This window comes from Kineosporia succinea (assembly GCF_030811555.1).
GTDB lineage: Bacteria > Actinomycetota > Actinomycetes > Actinomycetales > Kineosporiaceae > Kineosporia > Kineosporia succinea.
The window spans coordinates 283635-297312 of the sequence record NZ_JAUSQZ010000001.1 but is presented as its reverse complement, the minus strand read 5'-3'; the positions used below and the strand labels follow the sequence as shown (position 1 = coordinate 297312).

9 protein-coding genes are annotated in these 13678 nt (G+C 70.4%); 6 read left to right on the top strand and 3 right to left on the bottom strand.

Annotation, left to right across the window (positions count from 1 at the left end; all coding sequences use genetic code 11):
• Window positions 1-350: 350 nt before the first annotated feature.
• The 6 genes from J2S57_RS01385 to dxs all read left to right on the top strand — a co-directional run bounded on the left by J2S57_RS01385 (window position 351) and on the right by dxs (window position 9288).
• Complete coding sequence (locus tag J2S57_RS01385; protein ID WP_307237242.1) at window positions 351-3146, top strand: aconitate hydratase; 2796 nt, start codon at window positions 351-353, stop codon at window positions 3144-3146.
• Window positions 3147-3489: 343 nt separating this feature from the next.
• A complete protein-coding gene (locus tag J2S57_RS01380) occupies window positions 3490-4611 on the top strand; it encodes a sugar ABC transporter substrate-binding protein (protein ID WP_307237239.1) in 1122 nt (373 codons plus the stop codon).
• A 76-nt stretch (window positions 4612-4687) separates the two neighbouring features.
• Window positions 4688-5479: an ATP-binding cassette domain-containing protein gene (locus J2S57_RS01375; protein ID WP_307237236.1), complete on the top strand. Its 792-nt coding sequence runs from the start codon at window positions 4688-4690 to the stop codon at window positions 5477-5479.
• Window positions 5476-6738: a sugar ABC transporter permease gene (locus J2S57_RS01370; RefSeq protein WP_307237233.1), complete on the top strand. Its 1263-nt coding sequence runs from the start codon at window positions 5476-5478 to the stop codon at window positions 6736-6738. The genes J2S57_RS01375 and J2S57_RS01370 overlap by 4 nt, the downstream gene beginning before the upstream one ends.
• Before the next feature lie 69 nt (window positions 6739-6807).
• Window positions 6808-7176, top strand: a complete 369-nt coding sequence (locus J2S57_RS01365) for a hypothetical protein (RefSeq protein WP_307237231.1) — start codon at window positions 6808-6810, stop codon at window positions 7174-7176.
• A 201-nt stretch (window positions 7177-7377) separates the two neighbouring features.
• Window positions 7378-9288: a 1-deoxy-D-xylulose-5-phosphate synthase gene (gene dxs / locus J2S57_RS01360; protein ID WP_307237228.1), complete on the top strand. Its 1911-nt coding sequence runs from the start codon at window positions 7378-7380 to the stop codon at window positions 9286-9288.
• A gap of 75 nt (window positions 9289-9363) precedes the next feature.
• On the opposite strand, the gene J2S57_RS01355 is transcribed toward dxs, so the two are convergent.
• The 3 genes from J2S57_RS01355 to J2S57_RS01345 form a co-directional block, all read right to left on the bottom strand.
• Window positions 9364-10182: a hypothetical protein gene (locus J2S57_RS01355; RefSeq protein ID WP_307237226.1), complete on the bottom strand. Its 819-nt coding sequence runs from the start codon at window positions 10180-10182 to the stop codon at window positions 9364-9366.
• Window positions 10183-10309: 127 nt separating this feature from the next.
• Window positions 10310-12436, bottom strand: coding sequence for a 3-hydroxyacyl-CoA dehydrogenase NAD-binding domain-containing protein (locus J2S57_RS01350; protein WP_307237223.1), 2127 nt, complete (start codon window positions 12434-12436; stop codon window positions 10310-10312).
• On the bottom strand, window positions 12433-13668 hold the full coding sequence (locus J2S57_RS01345; protein ID WP_370882542.1) for a thiolase family protein: 1236 nt from the start codon (window positions 13666-13668) through the stop codon (window positions 12433-12435). Before J2S57_RS01345 ends, J2S57_RS01350 begins: the two co-directional genes overlap by 4 nt.
• Between the last annotated feature and the right edge of the window lie 10 nt (window positions 13669-13678).

Here is a 13678-nt window from a genome sequence, read left to right as displayed (position 1 = left end):
TGCGTCGTCGCCCGGCCGGAACCGGTCGTTTCGGCCGGATCTGATCGGACGCGGCCGGCTGGCCTGAGCACAGGTGCCCCCTATACCGAATCGGTATGGGGGGCACCTCTGCGTCTGGGGGAGAGGTGGGACGCGTCCGGGGGAGGGGCGACCCCGGGACGAAGGCGACCCGGACACCGGAGGGTGTCGTGCGTCCACCCTTGATAGAAAAGTGCTCACGCGCGTCAACCTGCACCCGCGCCCTTGACAGGGCAGTCTCGAAGTTAGGTTCGGCTAACTATCTTGACGTCGAGATACTTTAGTATGGTGCCTGGTGACACGACGATCTACGACGATCTAAGGAGCTCTCGTTGAGCAGTGACAGCCTCGACAGCTTTGGCGCCCGCGGCGAACTCTCGGCCGGGGGCGCGAGCTACGGCATCTTCCGGCTCTCGGCCGTGCCGGGTGCCGCCGAGCTGCCCTTCAGCCTGAAGGTCCTCCTGGAGAACCTGTTGCGCACGGAGGACGGCGCGAACATCACCGCCGACCACATCCGCGCGCTGGCCGGCTGGGACCCGTCCGCCGACCCGGACACCGAGATCCAGTTCACCCCGGCCCGTGTGATCATGCAGGACTTCACCGGTGTCCCCTGCGTCGTCGACCTGGCCACCATGCGCGAGGCCGTCGCCGACCTGGGCGGCGACCCGGCGAAGATCAACCCGCTGGCGCCGGCCGAGCTGGTCATCGACCACTCCGTGATCGCCGACGTCTTCGGCCGCCCGGACGCGTTCGAGAAGAACGTCGAGCTGGAGTACCAGCGCAACGGCGAGCGCTACCAGTTCCTGCGCTGGGGCCAGACCGCCTTCGACGACTTCAAGGTGGTGCCCCCGGGCACCGGCATCGTGCACCAGGTCAACATCGAGCACCTGGCCCGCGTGATCTTCGAGCGCGACGGCATCGCCTACCCCGACACCTGCGTCGGCACCGACTCGCACACCACGATGGTCAACGGCATCGGCGTGCTGGGCTGGGGCGTGGGCGGTATCGAGGCCGAGGCCGCGATGCTCGGCCAGCCGGTCAGCATGCTCATCCCGCGCGTGGTCGGCTTCAAGCTGAACGGCGAGATCCCGGCCGGCGTCACCGCCACCGACGTCGTGCTCACGATCACCGAGATGCTGCGCAAGCACGGCGTGGTCGGCAAGTTCGTCGAGTTCTACGGCGAGGGGGTCGGCGCCGTGCCGCTGGCCAACCGCGCCACGATCGGCAACATGAGCCCCGAGTTCGGCTCCACCGCCGCCATTTTCCCGATCGACGAGGTGACGCTCGACTACCTGCGCCTGACCGGCCGCAGCGACGCGCAGGTCGCCCTGGTCGAGGCGTACACCAAGGAGCAGGGTCTCTGGCACGACCCGTCGACCGAGGCCAAGTACTCCGAGTACCTCGAGCTCGACCTGTCCACGGTGGTTCCCAGCATCGCCGGCCCGAAGCGCCCGCAGGACCGGATCGAGCTGTCGAACGCCAAGGCGGCCTGGCGCGGCGCCATCTCGGACTACGTGAAGGACTGGGCGCCGGGCAAGCAGGACGAGGCGGTGGCCGAGTCGTTCCCGGCGTCGGACGCGCCGGCGACCTCGGGCTCGTCGGCCCAGGACGCCCAGGACGCTCCCGAGCCGCCGCACCCGGCGAACGGCCGCCCGCACAAGCGGGTTCCGGTCACCATGGCCGACGGCACCGAGACCGAGCTGGATCACGGGCACGTGGCCATCGCGGCGATCACGAGCTGCACCAACACCTCCAACCCGTCGGTCATGCTCGCGGCCGCGCTGCTGGCCAAGAACGCGGTGGAGAAGGGTCTCTCGGTCAAGCCGTGGGTGAAGACGACCATGGCGCCGGGCTCCAAGGTGGTCATGGACTACTACGCCAAGGCCGGCCTGGTGCCGTACCTGGAGAAGCTCGGCTACCACCTGGTCGGCTACGGCTGCACCACCTGCATCGGCAACTCCGGCCCGCTGCCCGAGGAGGTCTCGGCCGCGATCCAGGAGAACGACCTCACGGTGGTCTCGGTGCTCTCCGGCAACCGGAACTTCGAGGGCCGGATCAACCCGGACATCAAGCAGAACTACCTGGCCTCGCCGCCTCTGGTGATCGCGTACGCGCTCGCCGGCACGATCGACTGGGACCCGGAGACCGACCCGATCGGGACCGGTTCGGACGGTTCCGACGTGTTCATGCGCGACATCTGGCCGAGCGCGGCCGACGTCGCCGCCGTGGTCGAGAACTCCATCACCAAGGACATGTTCGTGGGCGACTACGCCGACGTGTTCGCCGGTGACGAGCGCTGGCAGTCGCTGCCCACGCCCGAGGGCGGCACCTTCGCCTGGGACTCCGAGAGCACGTACGTGCGCAAGCCCCCGTACTTCGAGGGCATGCAGATCGAGCCCTCGCCGGTCACCGACGTGTCGGGCGCCCGGGTGCTGGCCAAGCTGGGCGACTCGGTCACCACCGACCACATCAGCCCGGCCAGCTCGATCAAGGTGGACTCGCCCGCGGGCATCTACCTGGCCGAGCACGGCGTGGCCCGCAAGGACTTCAACTCCTACGGTTCCCGGCGGGGCAACCACGAGGTGATGATCCGCGGCACCTTCGCCAACATCCGGCTGCGCAACCAGCTGCTCGACGGCGTCGAGGGCGGTTTCACCCGCAACTTCCTGGCCGGCGGCGAGCAGACCACGATCTACGACGCGGCCCAGGCCTACGCCGCCGCCGACGTCCCGCTGGTCGTGCTCGCGGGCAAGGAGTACGGCTCGGGTTCCAGCCGTGACTGGGCGGCCAAGGGCACCCGCCTGCTGGGCGTGCGGGTCGTCATCGCCGAGAGCTACGAGCGCATCCACCGCTCGAACCTGATCGGCATGGGCGTGCTGCCGCTGCAGTTCCCGGCCGGTGAGAACGCCGCGTCGCTGGGGCTGACCGGTACCGAGACGTTCTCCTTCAGCGGGGTGACCGAGCTGAACAACGGCACCACGCCGCGCACGGTCAAGGTCACCGCGGTGGCGGAAGACGGCACGAGCACCGAGTTCGACGCGGTGGTGCGCATCGACACCCCCGGTGAGGCCGACTACTACCGCAACGGCGGCATCCTGCAGTACGTGCTGCGGTCGCTGGTGTCGTAGAAGAGCCGGATCGTGCACGGCCCGCCGGGTTTCCGGCGGGCCGTCGCGTTTTGCGGCGGAACGGTCGCGTTCACAGAGGGAACCGCCGAGTAGGAAGACTCGAATCACGTTCTAGCGCACGTGGATTCGCAAGTGCCGGGGAGTGGCTGCCGATGGGCAAGGGCAAGCAGGCTCTCCGCAGACACTGACGAGCCGCGACGCGTGAGTGCCCGTCCGGCGGCGTTTCGGACACGGCGCGGCGCCGGCGCGGTGACCGGCGCCGGGGGAGCCCTCGTCGGTCCCCGCACCCGCGGGGTCCCCAACAGTGCCGGCGCAGTGGCCGGCACGAGGAGGACCAAACGCTATGCGTAAGCACCTCTTTGCGGTCATGGCGGTGGGAACCGCCGGGATCCTGGCCCTCACGGCCTGTGGCAGCGACTCCAGCTCGGCCGGTTCCTCGGGTGGCGCGTCCGCCGGCTCGGGCAGCGCGGAGGGCGGCAAGGTCGGGGTCATCCTGCCCGACACCGCCTCGTCCGCCCGTTACGAGACCCTCGACCGCCCCCTGCTGAAGAAGGCGTTCGACGCGGCCGGGATCGAGGCGGACATCCAGAACGCCGGGGGTGACGTCTCCAAGTTCCAGGCCATCGCCGACAGCATGATCAGCGCCGGCGTCGACGTGCTGCTGATCGACAACCTCGACAACGGTTCCGGCACGGCCGTGATCAAGAAGGCCACCAACGCCGGTATCCCGGTCATCGACTACGACCGCCTCACCCTGGGCGGCGGGGCCTCGTACTACGTCTCGTTCGACAACGTGGCCGTCGGCACCGCGATCGGCAACGGCCTGATCGAGTGCATGAAGGCCAACGGCGACGACGACGGCCCGGTGGTCGAGCTCAACGGCTCGCCCGACGACAACAACGCCACCCTGTTCAAGGAGGGCTACGACAAGGCCCTCAAGGACGCCGGTTACACGGTCGCGGCCTCGCAGGCCGTGCAGAAGTGGGACCCGAACACCGGTGGCAAGAACTTCCAGCAGATCGACACCAAGCTGGGCGGCAAGTACGTCGGCGTGGCCGCCGCCAACGACGGCCTGGCCGGTGCGGTCGTGGCCCGTCTGAAGGCCGACGGCACGGCCGGCAAGGTGCCCGTGAGTGGCCAGGACGCCACCACCGAGGGCCTGCAGCGGGTGCTGCTCGGCACCCAGTGCAACACCATCTACAAGGCCGTGAGCAAGGAGGCCGAGGCGGCCGCCAAGCTCGCGATCTCGCTGATCAAGCAGGACAAGTCGGGGGCCGACTCCCAGGCCAGCGGCACCACCAAGGACACCACCCTGAACAAGGACGTGCCCTCGGTCCTGCTCGAGCCGCAGAACATCACCGCCGAGACGGTGAAGGACGTGGTCGCCGACGGTGCCGCCTCGGCCGACGACATCTGCAAGGACGCCGAGCTCAAGAAGGCCTGCGAGAAGTACGGCGTCTCCTGAGCTTTCGGAAGGTGTGACGGGCCGGGCCGCCCGGGAGGCGGCCCGGCCCGGTCCAACGGGGTCCTAGGAGTGAGTGATGACAGAGAGTTTCGGCGAGCCGGTGCTCAGCCTTCGTGCGATCAACAAGAGTTTCGGCGCCGTGCACGTGCTCAAGGACGTGGGCCTGGACGCCTGGCCGGGCCGGGTGACGGCGCTGGTGGGGGACAACGGCGCCGGTAAGTCCACCTTCGTCAAGGGGATCGCCGGGATCTACAGCTTCGACAGCGGCGAGTACCGGTTCGACGGGCAGAGCGTGCACGTGTCCTCGCCGAAGCAGTCGGCGGCGCTCGGCATCGAGGTCGTCTACCAGGACCTGGCGCTGTGCGACAACCTCGACGTGGTGCAGAACATGTTCCTGGGCCGCGAGATCAAGCGCGGGATCACCCTCGACGAGGTCACCATGGAACGCCGCGCCGAGGAGACCCTGGCCGGCCTGTCGGTGCGCACCCTGAAGTCGGTGCGGATGAAGGTCTCGAGCCTGTCCGGCGGCCAGCGGCAGACCGTCGCGATCGCCAAGGCCGTGCTCTGGAACAGCAAGCTGGTGATCCTCGACGAGCCGACCGCGGCCCTGGGCGTGGCCCAGACCGAGCAGGTGCTGCAGCTCGTGCGCCGGCTCGCCGACAACGGCCTGGCCGTGATCCTGATCAGCCACAACATGAACGACGTGCTGCGGGTCTCCGACAGCGTGTGCGCCCTCTACCTGGGCCGCACGGCCGCGCAGATCCCGGCCGCGTCGACCACCTCCACCCAGATCGTGGAGCTGATCACGACCGGGCGCAGCGGTGACGTCGGGCTGCCCGCGGACGTGGCGAAGGAGGCCACCACATGACCACCACCTCTCACTCGCCCGAGCAGTCGCCGGAGCGCGCGCCGGAGCAGCAGTCGATCGGCGGCGCCCTGCAGGCCTGGGTCGACAAGATCCGCGGCGGTGACGTCGGCGCCCTGCCGGTCGTGCTCGGCCTGGTCGTGCTGGTGATCTTCTTCAGCGCGATCAAGCCCGACCTGTTCGCCACCGAGCGCAACGTCGCCAACCTGCTGCCGCAGGCCGCCCCGGTCGTGTTCATCGCGATGGGCCTGGTCTTCGTGCTGCTGCTCGGCGAGATCGACCTGGGTGCGGGCTTCACCGCCGGCACCGGCGCGGCCGTGATGGCCGTGCTGCTGACCAAGCACGGCGTGGCCTGGCCGCTGGCCGTGCTGGCCTGCGTGGCCTTCGGCGTGCTGGTCGGCGTCGTGCTGGGGGCGCTGATCGCCCAGGTGCGCATCCCGTCGTTCGTGGTCACCCTGGCCTCGTTCCTCGGCCTGCAGGGCGTGCTGCTGCTCGTGATCGGCGAGGGCGGCACGATCAGCATCACCGACAGCACGATCCTGGCGATCATGAACAACAACCTGAGCCCGGCGATGGGCTGGGTGCTGTTCGTGATCATCGTGGCGGGCTGGTCGCTGCCGATGCTCGGGACCGAGGTCACCCGCCGCCGGGCCGGCCTGCCGGGGGCGGCCACCTCGCTGGTGGCGGCCAAGATCCTGGCCCTGGCGGTACCGCTGGCGCTGGTGGTGGCGTTCCTCAACCAGGAGCGCTCGAACAACGTGATCATCCGGTCGCTCAAGGGTGTGCCGGTGATCGTGCCGTTCACCCTCGTGTTCCTGGTGCTCCTGACGTTCCTGCTCACCCGGACCTCGTTCGGGCGGCACGTCTACGCGGTCGGCGGCAATGCCGAGGCCGCCCGCCGGGCCGGTATCAACGTCAGCTTCATCATGATCATGTGCTTCGTCATCGGCTCGGCCATGGCCGCGGTGGCGGGCATCCTGTACGCCTCGTACGACAACTCGGTCGCGCCGACCACCGGTGGCGCGTCCACCCTGCTCTACGCGGTGGGCGCGGCCGTGATCGGCGGCACCTCGCTGTTCGGCGGCAAGGGCCGGGTGATCGACGCCATCCTGGGTGGCCTGGTGGTCGCCGTGATCCAGAACGGCCTGCTGCTGATCACCCAGAAGTCCGGCATCCAGTACATCGTGACCGGGGCCGTGCTGCTGCTGGCGGCCAGTGTCGACGCGATCTCGCGGAGGCAGTCGGCCGGCAGCCGCCGCTGATCCGGCCGGGGAGCGACACGGTGCGGCGGCCTGCCCGGGTCTCCGCACCGTGCAGCGCATGCTGACATCATGAGCAACCACCTCCCGCCCGGCTGGCCCGACGCGGTCCGGCCGCCCGGCGTCCCCGAGTGGGAGCAGACCGCCACCGCCTGGCTCCTCGACCTGTGCCCGCCCGACTTCCGCGGCTACCCGGTGCTGCGTCGCCAGCCCCTCGGCCTGGCCTGGCTGGCCTACCAGCACGTCGGGGCCCAGAAGCAGGCGCTCGCCCGCGGCCTGGCCAAGATCCGCACCGACCTCTCGCGCGACCTGCCCCCGCCCGCGCTCGACGAGATGATCGAGACCGTGGAACACGAGCAGGCCCGGATGATGGCCGCCTCCCGGGGCGTGGAACTCGTCGCCCGGGCCCTGCGCGGTGAGAGGTACGTCCCACGCCTGTGAGTACCCGTCCGGGTGCATGTCGTGACATGCCGTGAGTGAACTACTGCGTCGTCATCGCCACGAATTACGAAAGTTTCGTGGATCTAATCCATTACGGGTGGAGGTTCGCCGCGCGCGGGTTCGCGCCGACCCTAGAATCAGTCCGGGGCGTCGGCGTCCCGGCCAGATCCGGTGGGCTCAGTTTGAGGAGATGCGTAGTCGATGGTGGCGCTCAAGGACATCCACGGCCCGGACGACCTGCGAGCACTCGACGAGACCCAGCTGACCGACCTGGCGCAGCAGATCCGCACGTTCCTGATCCGCGAGGTCTCCCGCACCGGCGGTCACCTCGGCCCCAACCTGGGCGTCGTCGAGCTGACCATGGCCGTGCACCGGGTGTTCGAGTCCCCGCACGACCAGATCGTGTTCGACACCGGCCACCAGTCCTACGTGCACAAGCTGCTCACCGGCCGCCACGACTTCAGTGCCCTCAAGCGCAAGGGCGGCCTGTCCGGCTACCCCTCGCGCGCCGAGTCCGAGCACGACATCGTCGAGAGCAGCCACGCCTCGTCCTCGCTGTCCTGGGCCGACGGCCTGGCCAAGGCCAACCAGCTCACCGGCCGGGGCGACCGGCACGTGGTCGCGGTCATCGGCGACGGCGCGCTCACCGGCGGTATGGCCTGGGAGGCGCTCAACAACATCGCCGTCGGCCGTGAGCGCAACCTGGTCATCGTGGTGAACGACAACGAGCGCTCCTACGCGCCCACCATCGGCGGCCTCTCCGAGCGGCTGGCCACCCTGCGCACGCTGAACAGCTACGAGAAGGCCCTCGACCTGGGCAAGTCGGTGCTGCAGCGCGGGGGAGCGCCCGGCCGCCTGGCCTACGGCACGCTGCACGGCATGAAGAAGGGGATCAAGGACATCGTCGCTCCCCAGGGCATGTTCGAGGACCTCGGCATCAAGTACGTCGGTCCGGTCGACGGTCACGACCTCGAGGCCATGGAGTTCGCGCTGGGCCGGGCCAAGGGCTTCGGCGGCCCGGTCATCGTGCACGCGATCACCGAGAAGGGCCGTGGCTACGCGCCCGCCCGCGAGCACGAGGCCGACCAGTTCCACGCCATCGGCGTCATCGACCCGGAGACCGGCAAGCCGGTCGGCGGGTCCGGCGGGGGCGGCCCGAAGTGGACCGGGGTGTTCGCCGACGAGATCGTGAAGATCGCCGACGAGCGGCCCGACGTGGTCGGCATCACCGCCGCCATGCTCATCCCGGTCGGCCTGCACCGCTTCGCCGAGAAGCACCCCGACCGGGTCTTCGACGTCGGCATCGCCGAGCAGCACGCCGTGGCCAGCGCCGCCGGCATGGCCCACGGTGGCCTGCACCCGGTCGTCGCGGTCTACGCCACGTTCATGAACCGCGCGTTCGACCAGGTCCTGATGGACGTCGCGCTGCACCGCGAGGGCGTCACCTTCGTGCTCGACCGGGCCGGGGTCACCGGTGACGACGGCGCGAGCCACAACGGCATGTGGGACCTCTCGCTCCTCGGCCTGGTCCCCGGCATCCGCATCGCCGCCCCGCGAGACGCCACCCGCCTGCGCGAGGAGCTGCGCGAGGCCGTCGCCGTCGAAGACGGGCCCACCGTGCTCCGGTTCCAGAAGGGCCAGGTGGCGGGCGAACTCGAGGCCACCGAGCGGGTCGGTGGCATGGACGTGCTGCACCGCGAGGGCGACGAGGACGTGCTCGTCGTCACCGTCGGCTCGATGGCGGGCCTCGGCCTGGCCGTCGCGCAGCGGCTCAACCAGCAGGGCATCGGCGTCACCGTGGTCGACCCGCGCTGGGTGGTCCCGGTCGACGCCGCGATGCCCGCGCTCGCGGCCCGGCACCAGCTGGTCGTGGTGGTGGAGGACAACGGCGTGGCCGGTGGCATCGGCACCCGGATCGGTGCCGCGCTCGCGCAGGCCCGGGTCGCCACCGCGGTGCGGGGTTTCGGCATCCCGCAGGAGTTCCTCGACCACGCCAGCCGGTCCGAGGTGCTCGAGCAGGTCGGGCTCACGGCGCAGGAGGTGTCGCGTGAGGTGGTCGAGCACTTCAGCCGGCAGTCCGAGCCGGCGCTCCAAGACGTGCCCCGCGCCTGAGTTCCCTGACCTCAAGGGATTGAGGACGCGCCGGGGCACCGTCCCGGCGCGTCCTCCCCCGGGGAGGCGGGCACCTCAGAGCGACGCGTGACGTCCCCGGCGCGGCTGCCGGGGCACGGCCACCTCGTCCGGCGTGACCAGCAGCGGGATCTCGAGCCCGCGGTCGGCCTCGTCGGTGAGGAGCCAGGCGGCCTGCACGAACGAGGGGTCCAGGTTCCGCAGGTCGTACCAGGCGCGCTGGCGGGTGGGGGAGGCCACGGCCCGCATGCCCACGCCGTCCCCCTCGGCCAGGTGCCGCCGCAGGGTGCGTGACGTCAGCAGGGCGAGCACGTCACAGCCGCCGACCGGGCGGATCACGCCCTGCCGGCCGTCGCGCTCGAGCCGCGCCGCGGCGAGTGCGCCCATCCGCTCGGTGTACTCGCGCAGCGCGGCCCAGGAGTCGCGTCCCCCGATCCCGACCCGGGCCGCCAGTGACGGTGCGAGAGGCACGCAACGGTCCGGCTCGTCCAAAAGCCCGTAGACGCCGTAACCGAGCTCGAGAGCACCGCCGGGAAGGGTCTGGATCACCCAGTCGGGGCCCAGGTGGTCGATGTGGCCGGGCGGGAGCGCCACGAGGCGCAGCGCCTCGCGGAACGCGGGACGGGCCTCGGACCCGAGCTCACCGACCATGCGGTGCAGCCGCAGCAGGGTGGCCACCCGGTGCCGGGCGACGGGGCTCTCCGGGGGCAGGTCACCCACGACCTGGCCGATCATCGGCCAGGTGACGTGCACACCCTCGTGGTCGGGGATGCGGACGCCGTCGTCGCCGGGGTGCAGGTCGATGTCGTCGAGCACGCTCACGGCGAGAACGCAGCGGCGCAGCGAGGTTCCGTCTGTTCCGGAGGCGTCGGGCATGTGGTCACCGTAAACGCGGAGAGTGCGCCCGGCGCCGGATTCGAGCGGTCTGAGGCCTAATCGTGAACGCTCAGTACCCGGACGCCAGGCGCTCTCTCACCTAATGCGTATCAGTGGTTGCTGACTGTCATGACGGAAGGGTGGACTCCCCGGCCGGCAGGAAGCGCCGGCCGAGCACCCGCTCGCTGTACCCCTCACGGTCCAGGTAAGGGGTGATGCCGCCCAGGTGGAACGGCCAGCCGGCGCCCATGATCATGCACAGGTCGACGTCCTGCGGGGCCTGCACCACACCCTCGTCGAGCATGAGCCCGATCTCCTGGGTGATCGCGGTCAGCGTGCGGTCGCGGATCTCCTCGGCGGTGGACGCCTTGTCGCCGGTACGGAACAGGGCGGCCGTCTCCTCGTCCACGAACGGCTGCCCGTCGGCGTCGTACGACCAGATCGCCGTCTTCCCGGCCGCGACCAGCCGGCCCAGGTTCTCCGACACCGCGAACCGGTCGGGGAAGGCGGTGTGCAGCGTCTCGGACACGTGCAGGGCGATGGCCGGGCCGACCAGGCTCATCAGCAGGAACGGGGACATCGGCAGGCCGAGCGGGGCCAGGGCGCTGTCGGCGACGTGCAGGTCGCTGCCCTCGTCGACGGCCGTGACGACCTCACCCATCATCCGGGTGAGGAGGCGGTTGACGATGAACGCGGGGGCGTCGTCGGCCAGCACGCAGGTCTTCTTCAGGGCCCTGCCGAGCTGGAAGACCGTGGCCAGCGTGGCGTCGTCGGTCTTCTCGGCGCGCACCACCTCGACCAGCGGCAGCACCGAGACCGGGTTGAAGAAGTGGAAACCGGCCACGCGCTCCGGATGCTCGAGGTCGGCGGCCATCTGGCTGACCGAGAGCGAGGACGTGTTGGTCAGCAGCACGCACGTCTCAGGAACGATCGTCTCGAGTCGGGCGAGAACCTGCTTCTTCACCGCGAGGTCCTCGAACACCGCCTCGATCACGACGTCGGCGCCGGCGAAGACGCCCTGGTCGGTGGAGCCGCTGACGAGCGCCTTGAGCCGGTTCGCGCCGTCGGTGCTCACCCGGCCCTTGAGCAGGAGCTTGTCGATCTCGTCGTGGACGTAGCGCACGCCCTTCTCGACGCGCTCGGTGTCGAGGTCGGTGAGAACGACCGGCACCTTCAGCCGCCGCACGAACAGCAGGGCGAGCTGGCTGGCCATCAGTCCGGCCCCGACCACGCCGACCGTGCCCACCGGGCGGGCCAGTGCCTTGTCGGGGGCACCGGAAGGCCGCTTGGCGCGCTTGTTCACGAGGTCGAAGGCGTACAGCCCGGCCCTCAGCTCGGGGCTGAGGGCGCAGTCGGCGAGGGCCTCGTCCTCGGCCGCGAAACCCTCGTCGCGGGTTGCGGTGCGGGCGTTGCCGACCAGGTCCAGGGCGCGGTAGGGGGCGGGGGCGGCGCCGCCGATCTTGGAGTCGGCGAAGGCCCGGGCCTCCTGGACGGCGGCGTTCCAGGTGCTCTCGTCGGCCGGCTCCGGCCGGTCGACGGCGATCTCGCCCCGGAGCACGGCCGCGGCCCACTCGATCGAGCGCTCGAGGAAGTCGGCGGGCTCGAACACCGCGTCGGCGATCCCGAGCCTGAACGCCCTGGGGCCGTTCAGCATCCGGTTGTTGCTGAGCGGGTTCTTGATGATGACCTCGAGCGCGGCGGCCGGGCCGATCAGCCGGGGGAGCAGGTAGGTGCCGCCCCAGCCGGGGATCAGCCCGAGGAAGCACTCGGGCAGCGCCAGGGCCGGCACCCCGCCCGAGATCGTGCGGTAGGTGCAGTGCAGGGCGATCTCGAGTCCACCGCCGAGGGCCGCGCCGTTGACGAAGGCGAAGCTGGGGACGCCCAGTTCACCGAGCCGGCGGAAGACGTCGTGCCCGAGCCGGGCCACCATCAGCGCCTGCTCGCGCGAGCTGGAGCCCTTGAGCAGGTTCAGGTCGGCGCCGGCGGCCAGGAAGAACGGTTTGCCGGTGACGGCGACGGCCTGGATCTCGTTGCGGCCCGCCCGTTCCCGGGCCGCGTCCAGGGCCTCTTCCAGGCTGCGCAGACCCCGGAGTCCGAACGTGGTGGGACGGGTGTGGTCCAGTCCGTTGTCGAGGGTGACGAGGACGAGGGTGCCGGCTCCGTGGGGGAGCGTGATGTCGCGGGACAGGGCCCGGGTGACGACCTCGTCCGGGTTGGCCGCCTCGCCCTGCTCGCGAAGATCGGTGACGGTCACGCGGCGGCCCCCTTGCCGTAGTCGGAGTGGTGCGGGTTCTCCCAGATCACGGAGCCACCCATGCCGATGCCGATGCACATCGTGGTGAGGCCGTAGCGCACCTCCGGGTGGTCCTCGAAATGCCGCGCCAGCTGCGTCATCAGGCGCACGCCGGAGGCCGCGAGCGGGTGGCCGAGCGCGATCGCGCCGCCGTCCGGGTTGACGCGCGGGTCGTCGTCCTTGATGCCGTAGAAGTCGAGGAAGCTCAGCACCTGCACCGCGAAGGCCTCGTTGATCTCGAACAGGCCGATGTCGTCGATGGTGAGACCGGCCAGCTTGAGCGCCCTTTCGGTGGCCGGCACCGGGCCGTAGCCCATCACCTCGGGCTCGACGCCCTTGAAGCCGTAGCTGACCAGGCGCATCTTCACCGGCAGGCCGAGCTCCGCGGCGGTCTCGGCGTCGGCGAGGAGACAGGCCGTGGCCCCGTCGTTCAGGCCGGCCGCGTTGCCGGCGGTGATCCGCCCGTGCGGCCGGAAGGGCGTCTTCAGGCTCGACAGGCCCTCGAGAGTCGTTCCCGGACGCGGCGGTTCGTCGGCCGTGGCCAGACCCCAGCCCTGCTCGGCGTGGCGGGTGGCCATCGACACCAGGTCGCGCTGGATGCGACCGGCCTCGTAGGCGGCCTGCACCTTGGCCTGGCTGGCGACGGCGTAGGCGTCGGCGCGGTCCTTGGTCAGGTGCGGGAACCGGTCGTGCAGGTTCTCCGCGGTCTCGCCCATGACCAGCGCGGCCGGGTCGACGATCTTCTCGGACAGGAACCGTGGGTTCGGGTCGACGCCCTCGCCCATCGGATGGTGCCCCATGTGCTCGACGCCGCCCGCGATCACCACGTCGTAGGCCCCGAACGCGATCCCGGACGCGGTGGTCGTCACCGCCGTCATGGCCCCGGCGCACATCCGGTCGATGGCGTAGCCGGGCACGCTCTTGGGCAGCCCGGCCAGCAACGCGGCCGTGCGGCCGATGGTCAGCCCCTGGTCGCCGGTCTGCGTGGTGGCCGCGACGGCGACCTCGTCGACCTTCTCGGGTGGCAGTTCCGGGTGCCGCGCGAGCAGTTCCCGGATGCAGCGCACGACCAGGTCGTCGGCGCGCGTCTGGGCGTACATCCCCTTGTCACCGGCCTTGCCGAAAGGGGTGCGGACGCCGTCGACGAATACGACGTCTCTCGATGTGCCGGGCACGTGACCTCCCCGAATCATGAGCCGGCCG